Origin of the sequence: Acinetobacter sp. FDAARGOS_724 (assembly GCF_013364475.1) — a bacterium.
GTDB lineage: Bacteria > Pseudomonadota > Gammaproteobacteria > Pseudomonadales > Moraxellaceae > Acinetobacter > Acinetobacter variabilis.
In genome coordinates this window covers 1,579,195-1,603,322 of sequence record NZ_CP054908.1, presented here as the reverse complement: position 1 = coordinate 1,603,322, position 24,128 = coordinate 1,579,195, and the positions used below count along the sequence as shown (strand labels likewise).

Genomic DNA, 24,128 nt, shown 5'->3' with positions numbered 1-24,128 from the left:
TTACAGAAAACTGCGCACTAATCTGTTAAGATTATTGCCGTTTTTGATGCTTACTGAGAAAGTTTGAATGTCCACACTTGCCACCCTAAAAGAACTTCTTGCCAAGAGAATTTTAATTATCGATGGTGCGATGGGTACCATGATCCAACGCCATAAATTGGAAGAAGCCGATTATCGTGGTGAGCGTTTTGCTGATTGGGCATACGACCTTAAAGGCAATAACGACTTACTTGTGCTGACTCAGCCTCAGATTATTCAAGGCATTCATGAAGCATATCTTGAAGCTGGTGCCGATATTATTGAAACCAATACCTTTAATGGTACCCGTGTTTCAATGTCTGACTATCACATGGAAGATCTGGTTCCTGAGATCAACCGTGAAGCGGCGCGTCTGGCTAAAGAAGCTTGTGCAAAATATTCAACGCCGGAAAAACCACGTTTTGTTGCAGGTGTGATTGGACCGACATCACGAACCACTTCTATTTCTCCAAATGTAAATGACCCTGCCTTCCGTAATATCACTTTTGACGAATTGAAAGTGAATTACATCGAATCAACCAAGGCCTTGATTGAGGGTGGTGTCGATATCATCCTGATCGAAACTGTGTTCGATACTTTAAATGCCAAAGCTGCGATCTTTGCAGTGCAGGAAGTGTTTAAAGAACTTGGCACTGAATTGCCAATCATGATTTCCGGTACGATTACCGATGCGTCTGGTCGTACCCTGACTGGTCAAACTGCAGAAGCGTTCTGGAACTCGATGCGTCATGCAGAACCAATTTCGATTGGTTTTAACTGTGCTCTAGGTGCAGATGCCATGCGTCCACACGTAAAAACTGTATCTGACGTTGCTGATACCTTTGTTTCAGCACATCCGAATGCCGGCTTACCAAATGCTTTCGGTGGTTATGATGAAACTCCAGAAGAAACTGCAGCTTTCATTAAAGAATTTGCGGAAAGTGGTCTGATCAACATCACTGGTGGTTGTTGTGGTACGACACCAGATCACATCCGTGCGATTGCTCAAGCCGTTGAAGGTATTGCGCCGCGTAAAGTGCCAGAAATTGAGCCTGCATGCCGTTTAAGTGGTTTGGAACCATTTAACATCACTAAAGATTCATTGTTCGTTAACGTCGGTGAACGTACCAACGTCACTGGTTCGAAAAAATTCCTGCGTCTGATCAAAGAAGAGAACTTTGCCGAAGCTTTAGATGTTGCGCGTCAACAGGTTGAAGCCGGTGCACAGATCATCGACATCAACATGGATGAAGGCATGTTGGATTCAGAAGGTGCGATGGTGCACTTCCTGAATCTGGTCGCATCTGAACCTGATATCTCTCGTGTGCCAATCATGATTGACTCATCTAAATGGGAAATCATTGAAGCTGGTCTGAAATGCGTCCAAGGTAAAGCAGTTGTTAACTCGATTTCCCTGAAAGAAGGTTATGACGAGTTTGTAGAACGTGCCCGCCTCTGCCGTCAGTACGGTGCTGCGGTGATCGTGATGGCATTTGATGAAAATGGTCAGGCTGATACTGCGGAACGCAAAAAAGAAATCTGTAAGCGTTCTTATGACGTGCTGGTGAATGAGGTTGGCTTCCCGTCTGAAGATATCATCTTTGACCCAAACGTGTTTGCGGTAGCAACCGGTATTGAAGAACATAACAACTACGCAGTTGATTTCATCGAAGCGACTGGCTGGATCAAACAGAACCTGCCAAATGCGATGATCTCTGGTGGTATCTCAAACGTATCCTTCTCCTTCCGTGGGAATGAGCCGGTACGTGAAGCGATCCATGCAGTGTTTCTGTATCACGCGATCCAGAAAGGCTTGACCATGGGGATCGTGAATGCCGGCCAGCTTGCGATTTATGATGACATCGACAAAGAACTGAAAGCAGCCGTTGAAGATGTCATCCTGAACCGTAACCAGGGTGAAAGCGGTAACGAAGCAACTGAAAAATTGCTGGAAATTGCTGAAAAATATCGTGGTCAAGGTGGTGCACAAAAAGCTGAAGAAAGTCTTGAATGGCGTAATGAACCGGTTGAAAAACGTCTTGAATATGCACTGGTCAAAGGTATTACCACTTATATTGACCAGGATACTGAAGAAGCTCGTCTGAAAGCCGTTCGTCCCCTCGATGTGATCGAAGGCCCATTAATGGCCGGTATGAACGTGGTCGGTGACCTGTTCGGTGCCGGTAAAATGTTCCTGCCACAGGTGGTGAAATCTGCACGTGTGATGAAACAGGCCGTGGCTTGGTTGAACCCGTACATCGAAGCAGAAAAAACTCAAGGCGAAGCCAAAGGTAAAATCCTGGTGGCGACCGTAAAAGGCGACGTACATGACATCGGTAAGAATATCGTTGGCGTGGTACTGGGCTGTAACGGTTATGACGTGGTCGATCTTGGTGTCATGGTGCCATGTGAAAAAATTCTACAAACTGCGATTGATGAAAAAGTTGACATCATTGGTTTGTCTGGCCTGATCACCCCTTCACTAGACGAGATGGTGTTTGTTGCCAAAGAAATGCAGCGTAAAGGCTTTAACATTCCATTGATGATTGGTGGCGCGACGACTTCTAAAGCACATACTGCTGTGAAAATTGCCCCTCAATACCAGAATGATGGCGTGTACTACACAGCTGATGCATCTCGTGCTGTAGGTGTGGCAACTCAACTGCTATCTGCGGAAATGAAGCCAAAACTGGCAGCAGACTATGCAGCGGATTATGAAAAAATCCGTACCCGTCTTGCCAACAAACAGCCAAAAGCTGCGAAGCTGTCTTATGCTGAATCGGTTGAAAATGGTTTCAAAATCGACTTCGACCAGAATGCACCATTTAAGCCAAACTTCATTGGTTCACAGACGTTCACCAACTATCCATTAGAAACCTTGGTGGAATACTTTGACTGGACGCCGTTCTTTATCTCATGGAGTCTTGCAGGCAAATTCCCGAAAATCCTTGAAGATGAAGTCGTTGGTGAAGCAGCACGTGATCTGTATGCACAAGCACAAGCAATGTTGAAAGATATTATCGACAATAAACGTTTCGATGCGCGTGCAACGTTCAGCATCTACCCTGCAAATCGTACCGGTTCAGATACGGTTGCTGTGACTGATGAAGCTGGCAATGTAACGCATACCTTCGAGCACTTACGTCAGCAGTCTGACAAAGTCACTGGTAAAGCGAATTACTCTTTGGCTGACTTTATTGCACCGAAAGATGTAGCTCAGGATTACCTTGGCGGCTTTACCGTTTCGATCTTCGGTGCGGAAGAGCTGTCTCAGGAATATAAAGCCAAAGGCGATGACTATAACGCGATTATGGTTCAGGCCTTGGGTGACCGTTTTGCAGAAGCATTTGCAGAGCATTTACACGAACGTATTCGTAAAGAGTTCTGGGGCTATCAAGCAGATGAACAGCTTTCAAATGAAGATTTGATTAAAGAAAAGTATGTCGGTATTCGTCCTGCACCGGGCTACCCTGCTTGTCCTGAACATTCTGAAAAAGCGCCATTGTTTGACTGGTTAGGTACGACAGAGAAGATGGGTACTTACCTGACTTCGAGCTTTGCAATGTGGCCACCTTCATCTGTCAGCGGTTTCTATTATGCAAACCCTGAAACTGAATACTTTAATGTAGGTAAAATCTCTGGCGATCAGTTAGAAGATTATGCGAAGCGTAAAGGTTGGACCTTGGATGAAGCGAAACGTTGGTTAGCACCGAATTTGGATGATTCTGTGGTTTAATCCCCCTCCTTGCGAAGCGATGCTTCTCACCTTTGATAAAGGGGGAAGAATCCATTCGTATCGAATATGAAAAATCCCCTCGAGTGAGGGGATTTTTTGTTTTGAATCTTTGAATCCCCCTAAATTCCTCTTCTCCAAAGGGGGACTTTCACGTATTAATTTAATTACATAACAGCTCCTCCCTTTTTAAAGGGAAGTTAAAAAATCACTTAATATTTTTTGATTTTTCTGATTAATTTTCTTACTATCAAACACAATTAGATCAAAATTCATTCAAGAATTAAAATTATGGACAAAATTGATTTACATAAAATCATTGATGAATATCTTCATAAAATTGTTGCATTAAACAAAATCATCCCATTTCAAATGCATTCTGCATTTCAAAATTTTGATAATTCAAACAAAAATTTTAATGAAAAAATTGAAGAATTTGGAACACGTATCACAGAAGAAGATGGAAGCCATGCTTTTGAGATTAATTATAAACATGCTCGCCTTATACATAGATTAAGCACTGAAAGAAAGAGGGCTCAACTAGCTTTAGAAATCTTACCCAAATCATTTTTGGTAACTTTTGTTTCTGAATATGATGCATTTTTAGGTCAATTAAATAACTATATTCTTAAGCATAAACCTGAATTACTTAAAACAGAGCAAAAAACCATAACTTTTGAAGAACTGCAATCCCTTAATAGCATCGAAGAAGCTCGTAACAAAATTATCAGTCAAGAGGTCGAAAATTTGTTGCGCGATAGCCATTCAAAACAATTCGAATGGATGCAAAATAAATATAATTTACAATTAACAAATGGATTAAATTCTTGGCCTAGCTTTATAGAATTAACAGAACGTAGAAACCTGTTTGTTCACTGTAATGGAATTGTTTCGGAACAATATCTAAAAAACTGCAATAAAGTAAATTATCCTCTAGATTCAAATATTAAAATTGATACTAAGCTTGACGCAGATAAAAAATATATCGATTCTGTTTATCAAACCCTATTTGAAATTCCTGTAAAATTGACCCAAGTATTATGGAGAAAATTATTTCCTAAGGATATTGAAAGTGCTGACAATAGTCTAGGTGATATCACTTATGAACTTTTAATTAATAGACCTCTTGCGAAAGTAAAAACCACCTCAATCTAAATTTCATGAGATATCAGAAATTAAATCGTTTTTCAGATTCTGAATTCCAGCGCTTGGTTGGTGTACCTCGACCAGTTTTTAGTGAAATGATCGAAGTTTTAAAAGAAGTAGAATCACTTAAAAAGAAATCTGGGCGTCCTCATACTTTAGCTATAGAGGATCAATTATTATTAACACTCAATTACTTACGGAATTACAGCACTCAATTGGAGTTGGCTGCAAATTACCATATCGCTGAAAGTAATGTGAATCGAACCATTAAAAAGGTTGAAGATGCATTGATGAAATCAAGACGGTTTACTCTGCCAAAACGAAGCATTACCACAGCAGACGAACAGTTTAACTGGGTCATTATTGATGCGACAGAATGTTCAATAGAACGTCCGAAAAAAAAATCAGAGTAAGTTCTACAGTGGTAAAAAGAAGAAACATACGCTAAAAGCACAAGTGATCTATCATCCGAACAGCAAACAAATCATAGGGCTAGATATATCGAATGGCAGTCAGCATGACATTAAATTGGCAAGAAGAACGGTTAAAAAATTCAAACATTGTAAATATGTTATGACCGATTTAGGGTACTACGGATTAGAGCAAGATGGCTTTAAATTATTGATGCCAATAAAGAAAAAGAAGAATTTACCCTTATTTGATGTTGAGAAAAAGTACAATAAAATGATTGGAAAAATACGAGTTGTGATCGAACATATTAATAGTCAATTGAAAACATTTAGAATATTAAGTGAACGCTATCGAAATAGACGGAAAAGATTCGGTTTACGCATTAACTTAATCGCTGCACTGGTAAATCGGATGAACTTGCAATAACGACTTTCGCAAGAGGTCTAATGAAGAATATGAATTAGCATCAATATTATTGGATTTCGCATGTTGTGTTTTAAAAAAATGGAGTTCAGAAAGTCAAAGATTAGTTTTTGTTATCAATAGAGCTATTTCTTATAAGTTTAGTGGAAAAAATTACACAAAAATTCTTGATACAGAGGATTGGTCTGCCTGCAATACATCATATCAACTTTGCGTAGCTGTACTTAATGAAGATTTCGAATTAGCAAAAAAATATATGATTAAAGCAGGTAAATCTGAAGAAATATCTGAAGTATCTTTTTTAGAATGGCCATGTTTTAGAAATTTTCGTGAGACTGAATATTTTACAGAAGCATTTATTGAAATTTTCGGTAAACAACCCTCCTATATAGAAAGTATCGAAACAGAAACAGAAACAGAAACAGAAACAGAAACAGAAACAGAAACAGAAACAGAAACAGAAAATGATAATTGTGTTCAGCCAATTGAAAAGCTTGCTTAACCCCCTCCTAACCTCGCTTTAAAAAGGGAGGAACCACACGAATCCAAAACCGCGATCAAATTCATGGCAAGTCCCCCTTTGTAAAAGGGGGATTTAGGGGGATTCAGTAGCTAACTGATTCAAACAATACTGATAAATCACTTCCACCACACTATCCAATTGCTCCACCAATTGCCCATTATCAAACCTAAACACCTTCAATCCAAGTTGAGCCAGAGCATCATCCCTCATCCGATCTGCTTCCAAACCTTCATCTGTAAAGTGCTGACTACCATCACACTCAATCACCAAATTGGCAGCAGGACAGTAGAAGTCCACAATGTAATTTAAAATTGGCTTCTGTCTATAAAACTGCAAACCTAATATTTGCTTACCTCGAAGTTTTGACCATAGCAGCTTTTCAGCATCGGTCAGGTTGTTGCGTAAGTCACGCGAGGCTTGTTTTAGGTTTTTATTATAGGGTTTCATTTTTATTCTCTTTTTAGAATCTCCCTTAATCCCTCTGTTCCAAAGAGGGAGACGCCATGTAAATAAATTACGTGACAGCTCCTCCCTTTTTCAAAGGGGGTTGGGAGGGATTTAATTTATCAAATATGCGCCCCTTTTCTAACCACCCAACCCAAATCCACCCGTTTTTACACTTTTAAGTCTGCAAAATTCATCACTTTCATGAATAATAGACCAATAAATTTATCTCCCAAATCAATGACTCTTGGTGTTCCAATGAAGAAACTCATGAACGGTGCTGAAAACATCGTTGTCGAAATGTGCAAAGGCTTTGTCCTGGCACATCCAGAACTGGCATTTAATGAATCTTATAAAATCATTTCTCGAGAAGAAAAACACCAAAATGTCGCCCTGATCAGTGGTGGTGGTAGCGGTCACGAACCAGCGCATGCAGGCTTTGTCGGTCAAGGCATGCTGGATGCTGCTGTATGTGGGGACGTGTTCGCCTCACCTTCACAAATTCAGGTTTATAAAGCCTTGCAGCAAGTGGCGACTGACAAAGGCGTGTTGATGATTATTAAAAACTATTCTGGCGATATGATGAACTTCCAGAATGGTGCTGCCTTAGCGACTGAAGATGGCATCAAAGTTGATTACGTAAAAGTCGCTGATGACATCGCAGTAAAAGACAGCTTATACACTGTCGGTCGTCGTGGTGTTGCCGGTACAATCTTCGTGCATAAGATTGCCGGTGCTGCTGCCTCTAAAGGGTATGAACTAGCACGTGTTAAAGAACTGGCACAAAAAGCTGCGAATAATGTGATTAGCCTTGGTTTTGCCTTTACCTCTTGTACCGTTCCAGCCAAAGGCACACCAACGTTCATTTTAGCTGAAGATGAAATGGAATACGGCGTGGGTATCCACGGTGAACCGGGGATCCGTCGTGAAAAAATCCTGCCGTCTAAAGAACTGGCGCAACGTATTGTCGATGACCTATTTCTGGATCGTCCTGACCTAACTGAAGTGGCTGTTCTGGTAAATGGCTTTGGCACGACTCCACTGCAAGAATTGTATGTGTTCAATAACGATGTATGTGAACATCTGGCAAGTAAAGGCATCAAAATTTACCGTACCTTTGTCGGCAACTACATGACCAGTATCGACATGGCCGGTGCATCAGTTTCCCTACTAGCTGTGGATGATGAACTAAAAACTTATCTGGATGCAGAAGCCAATACGCCTGCTTTTAAAATGGATGGTTCACCTGTACTGCCATTTGAGTTTGCAGCCAAAGGTCAAACGGCTACCCGTACAGTGAATACAGATGTTGAAACACATCCTGAACATGCTGTGATTGCCAATGAACAGTTCACTATCGAGAACATGCGCTATGTTGTGGATGTGATGAGTGTCTGCATCATTAAAAATGAAGTGCCTTTCTGTGAACTGGATGCCCATGCAGGTGACGGTGACTTTGGTATGAGTGTGGCTAAAGGCTTTAAACAACTCAAACGCCAGTGGCATGAACTGGTTCAGGCTGAACAGATGGATGATTTCCTGCTGAACTGCTCCATGATCATCATGGAACATTGTGGTGGCGCTTCAGGTCCAATCTGGGGATCTGCCTTCCGTTCAGCAAGTAAAGCCATTCAAGGTAAACAAACTCTAAGCGTGGCGGATTTTGCCGAGATGCTGCAAGCTGCGGTCAAAGGTATTCAAGTGACTGGTGAGCGTTCATTTGGTCGTGGTGCTGTGGTTGGTGACAAAACCCTGATTGATGCTCTGGCTCCATGTGCAGATTCTTGGTCTGCCAATACTGACAAGACTTTTAAAGAAAACTTTGTTCTAGGTGCTCAAGCGGCAGTTCAAGGTGCAGAATCCACCAAAGAGATCGTAGCGCGTATGGGCCGTGCCGGTACGGTGGGTGATCGTAGCCTGGGTTATCCGGATGCTGGTGCGCATGGTTTAGGTGTGATCTTTACTGATATTGCTGAGCATATTAAATAATTAAAAATCCCTCCTAACCTCCCTTTAGAAAAGAGAGGAACCACGCGAATTTAATATTGTTATTTGATCCATATGGAGTCCCCCCTTTGTAAAAGGGGGATTTAGGGGAATTCCATTCCTTTATTTAAATCTCTCCAAAAACTTCTCCAACTCCTCCGTCACCACCACCCTTTTTCTACCCTTTAATTGATCTTTATCCAGCAAACCTTCTGAGTCTACAACCAGCACTTTATGTCCATCCTGTTTTAAACGCTCGACACCTTCAAATAGCATTCGGGCACCCACATCATGTATCAAAGTGAGATTGGTCAAATCGAGAATAATGGTACTTTTACCTTCAGGTTCATCCTGCAAGATCCGTAGCAGCATTTCAGACTCGGTAAACTGCAATACGCCACGCAGTTCATAAACCACGACGTTATTCTTTTTCCCCACTGTGTAACGACTTTGCAAAATGGTCTGTGCTGACGGCGTACCTTCCATGAGATGCAGTCCCATATCGTGCGACAGATTTTCAAAAATTTTCACACCACGTACACTATTACCATGCTCATCAATTTTTGGGGAAAATACCGCAATTCCCACTTGCCCTGGCAGCACTCCAATAATGCCCCCTGCCACGCCGCTCTTGGCTGGAATACCAACTGTCGTCAGCCAGTCACCTGCAGCATCGTACATACCGCAGGTCAGCATGACACTGAGTAATTGCCGGACTAAAGCCCGATCCAGCATACGTTTTCCTGTCTTGGGATGCACACCACCATTAGCCAAGATACTGGTGATCACGGCCAGATCTTTGACGGTGACTTTAATGGCGCATTGCTTGATATAGCCATGCACGATTTCTTTAGGATCTTCATCCAGCACACCAACAGTACGCAGCATGTAACCAATCGACATGTTACGAAAAGCTGTTTTAATTTCCGAATTATAAACTTGCTCATCAAAAGACAATTCCCGTCCTGCCAGTCCACTAAGAAAACGGCGTAACTGTTCAGCACGTGATACCGTTTTCTTGGCAGGAATCAAAGAATGTGTGGTAATCGCACCAGAATTAATCATAGGGTTTTTAGGAATATTGCGTTCTTTTTCCAACGAAATCTGATTGAAAGCCTCACCTGACGGTTCTACGCCGACTTTTTCAAGTACCTTTGCCAGTCCAATTTCTTTAATGGCTAGCGCATAAGCAAAAGGCTTGGAAAGCGACTGCATGGTAAATTCAACGTCATCATCTCCAGCAGAATAGATGGTTCCATCTACGGTCGATAACGCAAGTCCGAGCTTGTCAGGATTAACCGACGCGAGTTCAGGAATGTAATCTGCCAGTGCGCCTTTTTTATTATCATGGCAAGCAGAAAGCACATGGTTCAAGTAATCCGGTACCGGCGTTTTCATGGCAAATGCTCCCATCTCAATATTTTATATCATTTTTATTAAAACTGAATACTGAAGGCGGTTTTGCTACTTTTATGCAGTTTTGTGTTGTGAAAATGGGATATGGGCAAAAGAGATAGAAAAAATAGAAGACTTAACTAGACTAAATAAGGAATCTTAAAATAGATAAATCATAAAGATGAGCACATTATTTTCAGATTACAGGTCTATTTCTATCAAGCAATAAACCTGTAACCGATGACAACCAGCTTGATCTTTCAAGCAGATTATTTCACCTTAGTTTTGCGAATCATCTTATACAACACTTTTGGCGATAGACGTGAAACTAAAACACCTAGTTTTTCTTTAGAGCCACCCACCACGATATATTCTTCGCCACGTTTCAATGCTTCTACAGTCTGACGGGCAAAATCAGCCGGTTCCAGACCGTTTTCAATTGCTTCATCCTGCTTGGCCTGAGGTTTACCTTCCCCATTTAAGGCGTTAAAAGATACATTGGTTTTAATAAAGCCCGGGAAAATCACGGATACCTGAATACCCTGATCTGCCATTTCAGCGCGCAGGCTGTTGGCCCACATATGAATCGCGCCTTTGGCTGCTGAATAAGACGCCCGATATTGAGTTCCAAGTAGACCGGCCACACTGGAAATAAAGGCAATCCGACCAGATTTCTGTTTTAAAAACGTCGGTAAAACCGTTTTGGTCAAAAACACCTGAGAGAAATAATCAACTTCCATAATGGCGCGTTCAGTCTGCATGGTGGTTTCCTGAATCAGGGCACGCTGACTGAGTCCAGCATTATTGATTAGCCAATCAATGCGGCCTTTCTCACTCAGCACCTGTTCATAAGCCGTGCGTACCTGATTTTCATCAGTAATATCGGCTACGATTGAGATGTGTTGATCAGGTTTCACCAGTCCTGCACGGACTTTTTCCAGTTCTTCCAAACGTCGTGCGGTCAATACTATCTGCGCACCTTGTGCAGCACATTCTTCGGCCAGTGCCTTACCAATTCCTGAAGATGCTCCGGTAATCCAGACGACTTTTCCCTGTAAATTTTCTAGTTTTGCCATTAAATCCTGTCACCCTCTTTATATGAATATGTGCCTGGCGGCATTTCATCTTCCAGAAATGCCAGCAACTGCTCAAAATAATAACTCATGGTATCCGCATCATAGAGGCTACCAAGTTTATCAAAACGTTTATAACCCAGTTGTGTGGTCAGGCGAATCACACCATTCAATTTTTTATCCACCACCACATTAAATTTGAGCATCTTTTTCGGTTCACGCACCAGATGCATCACGCCCTGATCCACCACCTGAATAAAAGCTTTCAATGCCGGTGAGACATACTGATTATTGCCACCTTTCATTTGCTCTACACAGCCTAACAGTTCCGTGATCAGCATGCGTTCTACCGGATAACGAACAAAATATCCATCCTCATTTTCATGGGTCATCTTGTACAGATAGTTCACCATGGGAATTAGCCGGTCATTACCAAAAAACGAAACCGACCACGGCATATATTTGCGAGTCGTTTCTAAAATCTGTTGAATGACTTTTTCAGATTCCTGATCTGGGGAGCTAGAGAGTTGCACCACACGACCAAAAATCTGGTCAATAATTTCACAGGCAATATCGGCCAGATTTTCACCGAGCAGTTTAGCCAGACTTTCCTGTTCGCCAGCATTAAATCGGGAGTGCAGGTCTTTAAAGCGTTGATGGGTATCGGGGTGAATCTTGAGAGAAATGCTATAGCTCATCTTGTTATCCTTTTTTTAATCGTCTGCGATGAGTCGCGTTTTATCAATCTATCATACGTTGAGTTCAGGCAGCTGCCAATTGGCGAAAGTTTGCTTTTGGTTAAGCTGCCGCATGGCTTGATTTTTTTGCTACAATAGATGCAATTTTTTATCCACTTTTGATCTGTTTAGACTATGACTGATTCAGCGCAAAATATTGCTACGACCTACGATCCGACCGAGATCGAGAAAAAATGGTACCAAACCTGGGAAGAGCGCGGTTACTTCAAGCCGTCTCAAAAAGGTGAATCATTCTGTATCATGATTCCGCCGCCAAACGTCACTGGTAGCTTGCACATGGGTCATGGTTTTAACAATGCCATCATGGATGCCTTGACTCGTTATAATCGTATGTCAGGCAAAAATACCTTATGGCAGCCAGGTACTGACCATGCGGGTATTGCAACCCAGATGGTTGTTGAGCGTCAGTTAGGTGCTCAAGGCGTAAGCCGTCATGATCTGGGCCGTGAAAAGTTCATCGAAAAAGTTTGGGAATGGAAAGAACAGTCTGGCGGTAATATCACCCGTCAAATCCGTCGTCTGGGATCTTCAGTAGACTGGTCACGTGAACGCTTTACCATGGATGAAGGTTTATCCAATGCCGTTAAAGAAGTGTTCGTGAAACTGCATGAAGAAGGCCTGATTTACCGCGGTAAACGTCTGGTGAACTGGGATCCTAAATTGCAAACTGCCCTGTCCGACCTTGAGGTAGAATCTGATAAAGAAGAACAAAGCTCATTGTGGCACTTCAAATATTTCTTTGAAGATAAATCGCTTCGCACTCAAGATGGCAAAGACCATATTGTCGTTGCCACCACTCGTCCAGAAACATTACTCGGTGATACTGCGGTTGCGGTCAACCCTGAAGATGAGCGTTATGCACATCTTGTCGGCAAAAATATTGTATTGCCAATTACTGGCCGTACAGTTGCCATCGTTGCTGACGAATATGTTGAAAAAGAATTCGGTACAGGCTGTGTGAAAATTACGCCTGCGCACGACTTCAATGACTATGAAGTGGGTAAACGCTGTGGTCTGGCACTGATCAACATCTTCAACAAAAATGCCGAAGTTCTGGCTGAGTTTGAATATATCGAAAAAGCCGGTGAGCAGATTTCTAAAACTATCCCTGCGCCTGTAGACTATATCGGTTTAGAACGTTTTGAAGCACGTAAAAAACTGGTTGAGCAAGCGGAAGCTGAAGGCTGGTTAGATCAGATCCAACCATACACCCTGAAACCACCGCGCGGTGACCGTTCAGGCGTGATCGTTGAGCCATTATTGACAGACCAATGGTATGTAAAAATTGCTCCACTGGCTGAACCTGCGATTGAAGCGGTTAAAGATGGCCGTATCAAGTTCGTTCCTGAGCAGTACAGTAACATGTACATGGCATGGATGAACAACATTCAGGACTGGTGTATCTCGCGTCAATTGTGGTGGGGTCACCGTATTCCGGCCTGGTACGATGCTGAAGGCAATGTATTTGTCGGTCGTAACAAAGAAGAAGTTCGTGCGAAACACGGTATTGCACCTGAAGTTGAATTGAAACAGGACGAAGATGTACTGGATACCTGGTTCTCTTCTGGTTTGTGGACATTCTCAACTTTAGGTTGGACTGGCGACGAAGCGAAAGACAAAGACAACTATTTCTTGAATACTTTCCACCCGACTGATGTATTGGTCACTGGTTTTGACATCATCTTCTTCTGGGTTGCCCGGATGATCATGATGACCATGCACTTCATGAAGAATGAAGATGGCACACCACAAGTACCATTCAAAACTGTGTATGTACACGGTCTGGTACGTGATGGCGAAGGTCAGAAGATGTCTAAATCTAAGGGTAACGTACTTGACCCATTAGACCTGATTGATGGTGTTGATCTGGAAACCTTGGTACAAAAACGTACTTTCGGTCTGATGAATCCAAAACAGGCTGCGAAGATTGAGAAATCTACCCGTAAAGAATTCCCTGAAGGTATTCAGGCTTATGGTACTGACGCGGTTCGTTTCACATTCTGTGCACTTGCCAACACTGGCCGTGACATCAAGTTCGACATGAAACGTGTTGAAGGTTACCGTAACTTCGCCAACAAAATCTGGAACGGTACACGTTTCGTGATGATGAACGTGGAAGGTCAAACCGTTGGTCAAACTGCACGTCCTGATCTGTGGGAATTGCCTGAACAATGGATCGTAAGCCGTCTGCAAAAAGCAGAACAAGCGATTCAGCAAGCATTCGCGACTTACCGTCTTGATCTTGCTGCTCAAGCGATCTACGAATTTATCTGGAATGAATACTGTGACTGGTATGTCGAGCTGACCAAACCGGTTCTGAATGATGAAAACGTATCTGAAGAGCGTAAAGCTGAAGTTCGTCGTGTATTGCTTGCGGTGATGGAAGCTTCTTTACGTCTTGCTCACCCAATCATGCCGTACTTGACGGAAGAAATTTGGCAGACCCTTGCACCAATGATTGGCTTGGGTGGTGAAACCATTATGTTGGCAAACTACCCTGTTGCAGATGAGGCCAAAATTAACGAACAAGCCGAAGCAGATATGCAATGGCTACAAGGTTTGATTGGTGCGGTGCGTAATATTCGTGGTGAAATGGGTCTAGGTAATGCACGCTTATTACCTGTACTTTTACAGAACACCACTGAAGCAGAAAAAGCACAAATTTCTCGTATTGAGCCGTTGTTTAAAGCATTGGCGAAAGTTGAGAGCATTACCTTCTTGGCGGATGGTGAACAACCACCATTGTCTTCTTCTTCTGTAGTCGGCCATGTGTCTGTATTTGTTCCAATGAAGGGTTTAATTGACCCGAAAGCGGAATTGGGGCGCCTACAAAAAGACTTAGACAAGGTTCAAAAGCAGCATGACCAAATTGCCACTAAACTTAGCAATGAAGGTTTTGTGGCAAAAGCCCCTGCTGCTGTGGTTGAAGGCGAGAAAGTGAAACTTGCTGAGTTTGCGGATCAGTTAGCGAAGATTAAAGCGAATATGGAGCAAATTGCGGCGCTTTAATGTGTTGTTAGTTTGATCTAATTTGTGTATAAAGGGCTGATTATTCAGCCCTTTATTGATTTCAACAATTATGAAATATATTCAAAAAATCAGTGCAAAATTAGACTTCCTTAATCGGGATATAAATATCGACCTAAAAGGACGCAACTTAATTCTCACTGGTAAAAATGGAGTTGGTAAAACTAGATTTTTAAATCAATTAAATAGTGTAGTTCTAAACAAGTTAGTTCATGAAATTCCTCATTTTCCTCAACAGCATTATTCATGTAAGAAACAAATTATTAATATAATAAAGTCAGAGACTTCAAACTTACCGTCTAACAATATATACCAACAGTATTTGACAAACTTAGAACATTTATTAGTTAAAACAGATTATTACAACATTATTGAAAATAGAAAATTTGTAGAAATTGCGACAGAGTTAAAAGATATAATCATCCAACATCAAAATTTATCAAATGATGAGAACTTCAAATACAGACATTCACAGATACATGAGATTGATCATTATTTTAATCAATTAGGCTACATGAATTCTCATGAAAATATTGATTTGGTCGTAACTGGCATTGGTAACTTGAGCGAAAATATTCAAGCATCAAAAGTAACGTTTAATTTCTTCCCAGCCCATAGACAGTCACAAATTACTGCATCCACAAATACAATTGACTTAAATCAATATATTAATACAGCAAAACATGAATATTCTTCAAAGTTAGGACAGTTTCTTGAACAGTATTTATTAAATATCAAAATTGAAAAATCGCTCGCCTTATCAGAAGAGCAAGATACTAATCATGCCGATCAAATAGATTTATGGTTTAAAAAATTTGATGAAGATCTGAAGTTTTTATTTGAGGATTCAACAACTCAATTAAAGTTTGATTATAAATTGAGAAAATTCAGCTTAATACAATCTTATCGAGAGTTTACATTCCAATCACTTTCGTCAGGATTTACTGCCATATTTGATATTTATAGTGACCTATTAATGAGATCTCGATTACTAAATATTCTACCGAATGAATTAAATGGGGTCGTGCTCATCGACGAAATAGATGCTCACTTACATATTTCGCTTCAGAAGAAGATTTTACCATTTTTAAGCCAATCTTTTCCTGAAATCCAGTTCATTGTAAGTACACACTCTCCATTTGTTATCACCTCAACGAATAACGATACTGTAGTCTACGACCTCTCAACAGGTGAGTTCTTTGAAGAAGATTTGAGTCAATATTCTTATGAATCTGTGATTAAAGGATTATTCCACGTAAATCCTATAAGTGCAGACACAATGGATTCAATTAAAACACTAAAAGACCTCTTAAATGAGAATCCAAGAAATTATGAAAATATAAGATCAATTATCAAAAATTTAAGTGAACTAGAAAAAAATAAACTCTTAGATAAAAAATTAAAAAACCTATATTTACAAGGAATCAATCTTCTAGCAGATAACAATCAACTGGAGGGTTTAGATGTTTAAAGTATCCAAATCTGCGAGACCAACGGATTGGACTACGAAGGACTACAAAGATCCCGTGGTTGTTAAGCAATTAAAGAAAGATTTCCATAGTAAATGCTATATCTGTGAACAGAAGCATTTCCCAAACCTAAATGTTGAACATTTCATTCCACATTTAGATGATGAAACACTTAAGCTTGATTGGAACAATCTCTATTACGCATGTTCAAGATGCAATTCAATCAAAAATAAATACTACGATGATATGCTGGATTGTTGTAACGGAGATCATCTAGTTGAAGAATGGATTAAGGCTTATTACAGAATGCCAGATGAAGATATTGAGGTAATCAATGCTTGTCCTGACGGTCATTCATATCACACTAAAGCTGAAACTTCTAAAGAGCTGATAGCTAAGTGTTTCAATAATGCAAATAGTGGTATTCAAGAAGTCAGTAAAGAAGATTTGAGAGATAAAATCATTGATGTCCACAGTGAGTTTTTAGATTTAAGACGTGAATTCTTTAAGAATCTAGATAATTGGCTTGATGAAGAAAAAATCGATCAAGCTAGAAAAATTCGACACCGTTTAAAATCGCATTATCCATTTTCTGCAATTCTACGCGGTCATATAGAAAAGGATTCTAAATGGCGTAATGCTCTAGAAGATATTGATAAAATTGAAATTCTACAGTCGGCTAACCCTCACCCCAGCCCTCTCCCAGAGGGAGAGGGAGTGTGATTTGATTTAATATCTGCATAGATTTCGCAACGGATGTTCCCTCTCCTGAGCAAGTTTTAAAGCACTGCTTTAAAATGAGGCGCAAGTGAGGGCTAGGGAGAGGTCTGCTTTAATTTAGTACGCACCCGCCACAAATCTTCCAACACCACATCCGTCCTTCCCAACACATCAGAATTCCAATATCGAACCACTGTTAAACCCAAAGCCTCTAAAAATTGAGTGCGTTCGACATCATAAGTCCGACCATCTTCCGTATTATGCTGACCACCATCCAACTCAATGACCAAGCCAATTTCATGACAGTAAAAATCTACAATATACGGTTCAATGACCTGCTGACGACGGAATTTCAGATTCATAAAACGTTTGGCACGAAGCAGTTGCCACATGAGGTGTTCTGCATCGGTGGCGGTGTGGCGCATGGATTTGGCGAAAATGAGTAGTTGAGGATCGAGCTTTTTGTTCATGAGATTTTGTTTTTATTATTTTATTGAGGATAACAGAAATTTTAAATGCCCTCACCCCGACCTTCTCCCAAAGGGAGAGGGTGAATCCATCAGAACTCCATATATCATTTGATACGCAATGAAGTTCCCTCTCCTCCTAGGAAAGGGTTAGGGAGAGGTAATTCTAATTAAGTTAAAGCATCCCATGTCTTAAAAACATCTCTAATCCACTTACCTTTTTAATATACATCAGGCGTTCTTTTTCTACTTTAATCTGCTGCTTTATAGTAGAAGTATCTTCATCAATCTGCTTATACAGATCAGCAATTTGAACTTTTCCCTTTGCTTTTTTTACTGCAATTCTGGTTTTCGATGACCAGACCAGTCGATTGATCAATGTATCGATCTGCTCTTGTAACTTCTGGCTCTGCGCATCCAAAGCCAGTTGATAAAACTTGAGTTGCTCTGCACTTAAACTCTTTTGCGAAGGATCTCGATCTTGCTCAATCTGAAGCTGCATTTTTAGTAAGGCAAACAAATCCTGTTCTGCATAGGCCTCATTGGCACGTTGCAACAATTCTGTCTTTTTAATCTTTTTTACATCATTCGCTTCACGATCTGGATGAATCGCGGCAGCAATCTTTAAATATACAGATTTCACTGACTGCTCTGCCATCGCAGCTACCTGTTCCTGCTTTTCCTGCCGGCGTTTTAGTTTGGCCTGCTCGCGGACTTGCTGAAAATGATCAGAAGCCCATTCTTCAAATCTCTCAGCATCTGCCGGATCTAGGACATTTTCATTCTTAAAAAACCTTTCCAGCTCATTGGTCTTTTTTTGGCTTTTTCTGAATTGAGCATGTTCAGCACGCTGCTGATAATAAGTGAAGATTTCATTGACCTTATTGGTTTCTTGCGCTGACATTGCCTGAGAATCTTGCAGATAATCTGCCAGGTATTGAATCTTCTCATCCAGCACTATCAACTCGGCCTTGGTGAAATCTGTTTCCTGTAAATGCGTCCAGAGCTGTTCAAGCTGCTCAAACAGAACACCATGCAATTCATGATAGACCGGCATGAAAGTTTTATGCGTATATTGCTGTAGGTCTTCTTCAGCCTGTTGCCATTTTTTTAACTCCAACTTCTGCTGTTCGATTTTATCAATCAAACGATCCAGCTTCTTCTGCTGTGGCGAAAGCGCTGTGAATGGTTGGATCATGGTTTTTAAGTCAAAGAGCATGGCAGCAGAAAGACCCAAGGAAATCTTATCTATATTAATTCTTTCAGCTTTCGCCACAAAGTTCTTTTCACCTTAGGCTATTGAAATTTGTATCAGAATTAAAAAAAGCAGAACTAAGTCTGCTTTTTTCACGCGGCTCTTTATTATTCCAGTACAACACGGCCATTTAAGGACTGCACTGGGCGGTTATTTGGATGTCCCATTAACTTGGAAAATTCTGAAATCTGTGTCGCAGAGGCCTGCTGGATTTCTTTCAGAATTAACCAGCGCACACCTTCGGAACATGGTGGTGTGGTCAGCGAACCACTAAAGCGATAATAATCCAGATTCTTAGGCAACATCTCATTTACAGGTTGCGGAGTCTTTAAGACGACTTTTTCACCTTGCTTTTTCGGCAAGCGGTTCCACATACGTTGAAGCATCGGATTTTCTGTACCCTGCTCAAACATCATCGCCACTACAGCAAGTTCCCCTTGAGTATTGGCATGGACAAAATGAATCTCTAGAGGATAGCTCTTGCCCTTAATCAGGTTCTCACTTGGGCTATGCAGATGAAACTGTTTCAGCACAAAAGTTTCACCATCCAGCTGCAATTCTCCGCCTTGAGCAAAGTCTACTTGAACGGTATGACCCTTATTTTCAATCGCGTGAATCATGGTGTTATAGCTAAACTTGAGCGGTTCCAATTCAGCTTTGACTGTTCGCTCAATATTGATCGGTGACTGGTTCAGTCCATTACAGGCTGAATATTTCTGGTTTAGAGTCGACCATTGTTCAGGCTGAGTATAGTTCCAGTCTGCATCTGCAAATACTGCTGTACTTAAGCCCATAACCGTTAAAAGCGTGAATATCTTTTTCACAATACATCCTTTCTTGGAAGTCAAAATCAATTTTTTTAATTTAAAAAACAGATTTTTAGCTTGATCTAATCGCTATATTTTTCAGGGCACAACATACAGAAATTTATAAGTATCAAGTTATTTGATTACAAATCATTAAATAGTTCTCATTATTCCAAGGAAATTGCTCAGATTTTATCTTGATATATTTCAGCAGGATATTATTTATGCTGATTAAAAGTCACACAGAGTAAAATGTGAACTGGTTCAAATTTAATCTATTGAATAATCAATCAATATTTACATGAAATATCTATCTTATTTTCTCAAAATCGCTATATCTTTTACTTATAGCGATCACATTTAAAAAACATAATTTATTTTTATTCAAAAACTTACACAATTACAGCAGCAAACTAACAGTCGAGATTGCTAGACTCGGAACAAAGAGTGATCTGGAATAATAACAATGGACTGGGCCACCATATTTATAAATGATACGACCTGGGAATTTGCCACAGAGATTTTGCTGCGCTGTGTAGTGATGTACGCGATGATTATCCTGTTTCTACGGCTGACAGGTAAACGTGGGGTACGACAACTTTCGATCTTTGAAGTCACCATCATTCTTGCCTTGGGTTCCATTGCCGGCGATCCGATGTTTACAGAAGATCTTCCCCTGATCCAGGCGGCGCTGATCATGTCGGTGATCATTTTCCTGTATCGTCTGACCACCTGGCTCATGATGAAATTTCAATGGTTTGAAGACCTGCTCGAAGGCAAACCGATTCATATTGTGGAAGATGGTTTACTGGTCATTGATGAAATTAAAAAAGGCAAAATGTCTCATGATGAATTCTTTGCTGAGATGCGTCAGCAAGGCATTGAACATTTGGGTCAGGTGCGCTTAGGTTTACTGGAAACAGACGGTAAATTCAGTATTCTATATTTCCATCCAGATGATGTTCGGCATGGGCTCCCGCTTTTCCCTAAATCCTGCTGCATAGTCAAAGAAGTCAAGCCAGAAGAGCTTTATGCCTGTATTTATTGCGGTCAAGTCCAGCATTTAGAAGAAGCAGCACAGACGTGTCCGCGCTGTCACTCTCACCAATGGGCAAAAGCCATGAATAGCCACCGGATTACTTAGAGCTGCTTAAGTCGCTGCAAATGATCAAAGATTTCTGGTAGTTGCTGAATCTTGTATTGAATATGCGTAGCATCCGGATGAAAACCTTGCATCCATAAAGCATGCATACCTGCGGCTGTTGCGCCTTGAATATCATTAACAGGATGATCGCCAATATATAGACACTTCTCTGGCTGCACGCCTAAACGCTCTGCGGTAATCTGGAAAATTTCCGGTTGCGGTTTATTAAAGCCGACCAATCCTGAACTGATAATCTCATCGAAATAATCTGCAATACCTAAACCGCGAATGGTATTTAATCGGGTCTCATGTCCGCCATTGGATACAATGGCCAAGCGATAACCTTCAGTCTTAAGCTGTTTTAATACTTGTCCTGCTTGCGGCATCTCTACGGCGAAACGTCCAAACTGGCTAAACCAGAACTGCGCTAGCTCCTCTAGATCTGGTGGAGTTAACCAAGATAATTCCTGCAACAATGCATATGCAGCTGAAGCGCCAATACTGCCATGAGTCAGCAATTCCTTTTTCGGATAACCGCCATTGTCTATGCGTCGCACAATCTCAATAATTTTCTCAAGTTCAACCTGTGCTAGTGCCGAAGCATAATATTCTGCCAGATAACGGCTATAGGCCTGTGTCGTCAGGTCACGGTGCGTCAAGGTATTGTCGAGATCGAATAGAACAGCTTGAATGGTCATAATTTAAAAAGGAATAGAAGGTTTTCTGTCATGGTAACAGCTGGGAACTTTCAGGATTAGACCTAAAATTGCTAAGTTTTGTTGTTTGTCTTGTCCTGAAATAGATTGACAGTATTCTACTTCAAACCGAGTTAAGCAATTAGCTCGGTTTTAGTTTGCTCATACGTCTGATTCGGGGTGTTCATATTTAAACTTAAATGTGGTCTATAGCAATTATAAATCATGATAGATTCCGCAATTAAGTGATCTAACTCTTTCATGGTTTGACATCGTGTAATTAAAAACTCCTGCTTTAATATTCCATTAATCCGCTCTGCTAATGCATTCTGGTAACAGTCTCCTCCATCTGTCATAGAAGGACATACCCCATAATGGCGTAATGCCGATTGATATAGTTCAGAGCAATACTGAGAGCCTCTGTCTGAATGATGAATCATCCTTGTCGCTCGATCCGTCACATGCTGCATCGCCATATGTAGAGCCTGCACAACATTCTCCGCACGCATATCATTCGATAACTTATAACCTTTAATCTGACGGGTATAAGCATCTGTCACTAAGGATAAATAATGTACGCCTTCAGCACTCTCAACATAAGTAATATCACTAACAAAGACTTCGTTGGCTTGCACTGCTGAATAATCCTTTAATAAATTTGGATGCTTCTTCATCCAATGCTTGCTATCCGTAGTTTTTGTATAGCGACGCTTGGGGCGAATCAATAAATTATGCTCTTTCAATATTTTAAATAACTGATCCCGTCCACACTTTAAACCACGCTGCAACAATTTGCCTTTAATAAGCCAATACAGCTTACGTGTTCCGATACTTGGCATGAGACAACGATATTCCATAACCAACTCAAGTATTTGTTCAGTTGCTTGTGCAGCCATTTGAGCACGTTTTTCTGCTTGATAATAAGCTTGTCGGGTGATTCCCAACCACTGACAATAACGTGAAACGCTTAGTCTTCTTTGGCTTTGCCAATCTTTGAAACGTGCTCGGTATACTTTTTTCCAAGATCAGTCCCACATTCTTTATCAATGTGATAAATCACATCCTGAATAAATTCAGTTTTAAGCTTTTCTGCGGCTAACTGCTTTTCTAATTGGCGGATTCGTTGTTGGGGGGTTAATTGGCGTTTAGAAGAAGTCGGCATATTCGAAGTCCAGTCCTGTTGTCCGTGCTTGCGTAACCATACCAGCACAGTTGATCTTCCTTGAATACCATATTTTGCCTGAGCTTGTTTATAAGTAATTTGCCCTTTTTCTACTTCATGTACAACCATCATTTTAAAGGCGAAGCTATAATCACGTTGTGTGCGTTTAACTCGTTGTTCTTGTGCATGTTCCATAAAATAAGTCTCTTAAGGTGTAAACTTATTTCAGGACGGGACAGTTTCAGGCATAAAAAAAGCGATGCCGAAGCACCGCTTTTTTTGCTCTAAAATTAGAACTTGTATTCGAAGCCTGTACCAACAAGTAACTGGTTGTCTTCATCAGAACCTTGTTCAATAGTCAGGTAGCCTGCTGTACCGTACACTTTAACTTGTTTAGATAAAGCGTAGTCCACGCCAGCAAGAAATTGCTTAGCTTCAAAGTCTGAACTTGCATTGTTGAAAGTCACATCGCTATAGCTATATTGGCCTTTTACTGTCCATTTTTTAGCATTTGGCAGGTTATATTCTGCACCAATTAACCATGCTTGCGCATCGTCGATAGTTGCTGCTGCGGCTTGGTTTGCTGCTGGACTAGCAGAAGCATTTTCAATATCAGAAGTTTGATACAATGCACGAAGTGATAGACCATTCTCTAAGTTGACACGACCAATTGCACGAACTGTATTTGCTTCTGCAACAACATTACGGCTTGCTGTAACATCTTGGCCTAAACGAGGAGCTGTATTGTCGGCATTTAGGAAACCACGACCTAAGAAACGAGAAGGAATCGCTTTGTCATAGCCTAGACCTGCGACAAATGTTTTATCGCTATATACTAATGAAGAAGACCAAGAATCACCTAAACCACGACCAGCGACAGTATAACCACCTTTAGTCGAGTTAATAGTGTCGTTACCTTCACCAGTTGCAAGCTGCAGTTTACCTTCAAGTTTACCTTCACCTACTTTAAATGCTGGGGTTTCGTAAACAAGCGTATTATCAATACGGTTTTCACCCGCCATGATGCCGTGTACGTCAGCATTGTTTGCTACATAGTTGTTGAAAGTATCAACTACAGCAGAAAGCTGTTTTACAGGCGTATCAATCTTACCGACTTTTAACGCACCTAATTTCTCATCTTTTAAACCAATGAGAATATTACGCGGTACGAATACGTCATTGCTGCTGTTTGAACCTTCATCACTATAGAATGTGAATTCAGCTTGGTATAACGCGCTTAAACGATCAGTTAATTTTTCGTCCCCTTTTAAACCCAAGAATGAGTTATTAGAGTTCAGGTCAGTAATATGACGATCTTCTACGCCATTTTTATTATCTGCTTGTACATGATCTAGAGAAAGATCGATTTCACCATAGAAAGTTGGTGCTGCAAATGTAGTCCCCGCTAAAAGGCTGAGTGCGATTGCTGTTGCTAACTTAGTTTTCATTAAAAAATCCTTTAACTTATTTTGT

At 40.9% G+C, this 24,128-nt stretch carries 19 protein-coding genes; 9 read left to right on the top strand and 10 right to left on the bottom strand.

Annotated features, from left to right (window positions below):
• The first annotated feature begins 67 nt into the window (after window positions 1-67).
• From metH to FOC32_RS08835, 4 genes are all read left to right on the top strand, one after another.
• Window positions 68-3,754 (top strand): methionine synthase, encoded by a 3,687-nt coding sequence (gene metH, locus FOC32_RS08850; RefSeq protein WP_175967033.1) that lies wholly within the window; start codon window positions 68-70, stop codon window positions 3,752-3,754.
• A 288-nt stretch (window positions 3,755-4,042) separates the two neighbouring features.
• On the top strand, window positions 4,043-4,906 hold the full coding sequence (locus FOC32_RS08845; RefSeq protein WP_175967031.1) for a hypothetical protein: 864 nt from the start codon (window positions 4,043-4,045) through the stop codon (window positions 4,904-4,906).
• Window positions 4,907-4,911: 5 nt separating this feature from the next.
• A protein-coding gene (locus tag FOC32_RS08840) for an IS5-like element ISAba27 family transposase (RefSeq protein ID WP_076611894.1) occupies window positions 4,912-5,734 on the top strand; the annotation gives its coding sequence in 2 pieces (ribosomal slippage) (window positions 4,912-5,292 and window positions 5,294-5,734; 822 coding nt in all).
• A 49-nt stretch (window positions 5,735-5,783) separates the two neighbouring features.
• A complete protein-coding gene (locus tag FOC32_RS08835) occupies window positions 5,784-6,233 on the top strand; it encodes a hypothetical protein (protein ID WP_175967030.1) in 450 nt (149 codons plus the stop codon).
• Window positions 6,234-6,326: 93 nt separating this feature from the next.
• Here the strand turns inward: FOC32_RS08835 and FOC32_RS08830 are convergent, their stop codons facing one another.
• Window positions 6,327-6,701: an endonuclease domain-containing protein gene (locus tag FOC32_RS08830; protein ID WP_175967028.1), complete on the bottom strand. Its 375-nt coding sequence runs from the start codon at window positions 6,699-6,701 to the stop codon at window positions 6,327-6,329.
• 255 nt (window positions 6,702-6,956) lie between these two features.
• Between FOC32_RS08830 and dhaK the strand changes: the two genes are divergently transcribed.
• Entirely contained in the window at window positions 6,957-8,687 is a 1,731-nt protein-coding gene (gene dhaK / locus FOC32_RS08825) for a dihydroxyacetone kinase subunit DhaK (protein ID WP_175967026.1), read from the top strand.
• Between the two features lie 120 nt (window positions 8,688-8,807).
• Here dhaK and FOC32_RS08820 read toward each other — a convergent pair whose 3' ends face one another.
• From FOC32_RS08820 to FOC32_RS08810, 3 genes are all read right to left on the bottom strand, one after another.
• Window positions 8,808-10,082 carry a glutaminase gene (locus FOC32_RS08820; RefSeq protein ID WP_175967024.1) on the bottom strand — a complete coding sequence of 425 codons (1,275 nt, stop codon included), beginning with the start codon at window positions 10,080-10,082 and terminating at the stop codon, window positions 8,808-8,810.
• A 266-nt stretch (window positions 10,083-10,348) separates the two neighbouring features.
• Window positions 10,349-11,155 carry an SDR family oxidoreductase gene (locus FOC32_RS08815; RefSeq protein WP_175967022.1) on the bottom strand — a complete coding sequence of 269 codons (807 nt, stop codon included), beginning with the start codon at window positions 11,153-11,155 and terminating at the stop codon, window positions 10,349-10,351.
• On the bottom strand, window positions 11,155-11,850 hold the full coding sequence (locus tag FOC32_RS08810) for a hypothetical protein (RefSeq protein WP_175967020.1): 696 nt from the start codon (window positions 11,848-11,850) through the stop codon (window positions 11,155-11,157). The genes FOC32_RS08815 and FOC32_RS08810 overlap by 1 nt, the downstream gene beginning before the upstream one ends.
• Before the next feature lie 174 nt (window positions 11,851-12,024).
• On the opposite strand from FOC32_RS08810, the gene FOC32_RS08805 reads away from it, so the two are divergent.
• The 3 genes from FOC32_RS08805 to FOC32_RS08795 all read left to right on the top strand — a co-directional run bounded on the left by FOC32_RS08805 (window position 12,025) and on the right by FOC32_RS08795 (window position 17,129).
• A complete protein-coding gene (locus FOC32_RS08805; RefSeq protein ID WP_175967018.1) occupies window positions 12,025-14,919 on the top strand; it encodes a valine--tRNA ligase in 2,895 nt (964 codons plus the stop codon).
• A gap of 70 nt (window positions 14,920-14,989) precedes the next feature.
• Entirely contained in the window at window positions 14,990-16,408 is a 1,419-nt protein-coding gene (locus tag FOC32_RS08800) for an AAA family ATPase (protein WP_175967016.1), read from the top strand.
• Window positions 16,401-17,129 (top strand): HNH endonuclease, encoded by a 729-nt coding sequence (locus FOC32_RS08795; RefSeq protein ID WP_175967014.1) that lies wholly within the window; start codon window positions 16,401-16,403, stop codon window positions 17,127-17,129. The genes FOC32_RS08800 and FOC32_RS08795 overlap by 8 nt, the downstream gene beginning before the upstream one ends.
• A 92-nt stretch (window positions 17,130-17,221) precedes the next feature.
• On the opposite strand, the gene FOC32_RS08790 is transcribed toward FOC32_RS08795, so the two are convergent.
• The 3 genes from FOC32_RS08790 to FOC32_RS08780 form a co-directional block, all read right to left on the bottom strand.
• A complete protein-coding gene (locus FOC32_RS08790; protein WP_175967012.1) occupies window positions 17,222-17,596 on the bottom strand; it encodes an endonuclease domain-containing protein in 375 nt (124 codons plus the stop codon).
• A gap of 172 nt (window positions 17,597-17,768) precedes the next feature.
• Window positions 17,769-18,812, bottom strand: coding sequence for a molecular chaperone DnaJ (locus FOC32_RS08785; RefSeq protein WP_175968181.1), 1,044 nt, complete (start codon window positions 18,810-18,812; stop codon window positions 17,769-17,771).
• A gap of 143 nt (window positions 18,813-18,955) precedes the next feature.
• A complete protein-coding gene (locus FOC32_RS08780; protein ID WP_175968179.1) occupies window positions 18,956-19,642 on the bottom strand; it encodes a carbonic anhydrase in 687 nt (228 codons plus the stop codon).
• 478 nt (window positions 19,643-20,120) lie between these two features.
• Between FOC32_RS08780 and FOC32_RS08775 the strand changes: the two genes are divergently transcribed.
• Window positions 20,121-20,798 carry a DUF421 domain-containing protein gene (locus FOC32_RS08775; protein ID WP_034170417.1) on the top strand — a complete coding sequence of 226 codons (678 nt, stop codon included), beginning with the start codon at window positions 20,121-20,123 and terminating at the stop codon, window positions 20,796-20,798.
• On the opposite strand, the gene FOC32_RS08770 is transcribed toward FOC32_RS08775, so the two are convergent.
• The 3 genes from FOC32_RS08770 to FOC32_RS08760 all read right to left on the bottom strand — a co-directional run bounded on the left by FOC32_RS08770 (window position 20,795) and on the right by FOC32_RS08760 (window position 24,103).
• Entirely contained in the window at window positions 20,795-21,496 is a 702-nt protein-coding gene (locus tag FOC32_RS08770; RefSeq protein ID WP_175967010.1) for an HAD family hydrolase, read from the bottom strand. The genes FOC32_RS08775 and FOC32_RS08770 overlap by 4 nt on opposite strands.
• A 131-nt stretch (window positions 21,497-21,627) precedes the next feature.
• A protein-coding gene (locus FOC32_RS08765) for an IS3 family transposase (protein ID WP_104426777.1) occupies window positions 21,628-22,850 on the bottom strand; the annotation gives its coding sequence in 2 pieces (ribosomal slippage) (window positions 21,628-22,514 and window positions 22,514-22,850; 1,224 coding nt in all).
• Between the two features lie 95 nt (window positions 22,851-22,945).
• A complete protein-coding gene (locus tag FOC32_RS08760; RefSeq protein WP_175967008.1) occupies window positions 22,946-24,103 on the bottom strand; it encodes a porin in 1,158 nt (385 codons plus the stop codon).
• Window positions 24,104-24,128 lie beyond the last annotated feature (25 nt).

Bases quoted from the DNA above. Each gene is read 5' to 3' on its own strand.
- metH (WP_175967033.1), top strand. From the start codon at position 68: ATGTCCACACTTGCCACCCTAAAAGAACTTCTTGCCAAGAGAATTTTA.
- FOC32_RS08845 (WP_175967031.1), top strand. From the start codon at position 4,043: ATGGACAAAATTGATTTACATAAAATCATTGATGAATATCTTCATAAA.
- FOC32_RS08830 (WP_175967028.1), bottom strand. From the start codon at position 6,701: ATGAAACCCTATAATAAAAACCTAAAACAAGCCTCGCGTGACTTACGC.
- dhaK (WP_175967026.1), top strand. From the start codon at position 6,957: ATGAAGAAACTCATGAACGGTGCTGAAAACATCGTTGTCGAAATGTGC.
- FOC32_RS08820 (WP_175967024.1), bottom strand. From the start codon at position 10,082: ATGAAAACGCCGGTACCGGATTACTTGAACCATGTGCTTTCTGCTTGC.
- FOC32_RS08815 (WP_175967022.1), bottom strand. From the start codon at position 11,155: ATGGCAAAACTAGAAAATTTACAGGGAAAAGTCGTCTGGATTACCGGA.
- FOC32_RS08810 (WP_175967020.1), bottom strand. From the start codon at position 11,850: ATGAGCTATAGCATTTCTCTCAAGATTCACCCCGATACCCATCAACGC.
- FOC32_RS08805 (WP_175967018.1), top strand. From the start codon at position 12,025: ATGACTGATTCAGCGCAAAATATTGCTACGACCTACGATCCGACCGAG.
- FOC32_RS08800 (WP_175967016.1), top strand. From the start codon at position 14,990: ATGAAATATATTCAAAAAATCAGTGCAAAATTAGACTTCCTTAATCGG.
- FOC32_RS08795 (WP_175967014.1), top strand. From the start codon at position 16,401: ATGTTTAAAGTATCCAAATCTGCGAGACCAACGGATTGGACTACGAAG.
- FOC32_RS08790 (WP_175967012.1), bottom strand. From the start codon at position 17,596: ATGAACAAAAAGCTCGATCCTCAACTACTCATTTTCGCCAAATCCATG.
- FOC32_RS08785 (WP_175968181.1), bottom strand. From the start codon at position 18,812: ATGCTCTTTGACTTAAAAACCATGATCCAACCATTCACAGCGCTTTCG.
- FOC32_RS08780 (WP_175968179.1), bottom strand. From the start codon at position 19,642: ATGGGCTTAAGTACAGCAGTATTTGCAGATGCAGACTGGAACTATACT.
- FOC32_RS08775 (WP_034170417.1), top strand. From the start codon at position 20,121: ATGGACTGGGCCACCATATTTATAAATGATACGACCTGGGAATTTGCC.
- FOC32_RS08770 (WP_175967010.1), bottom strand. From the start codon at position 21,496: ATGACCATTCAAGCTGTTCTATTCGATCTCGACAATACCTTGACGCAC.
- FOC32_RS08760 (WP_175967008.1), bottom strand. From the start codon at position 24,103: ATGAAAACTAAGTTAGCAACAGCAATCGCACTCAGCCTTTTAGCGGGG.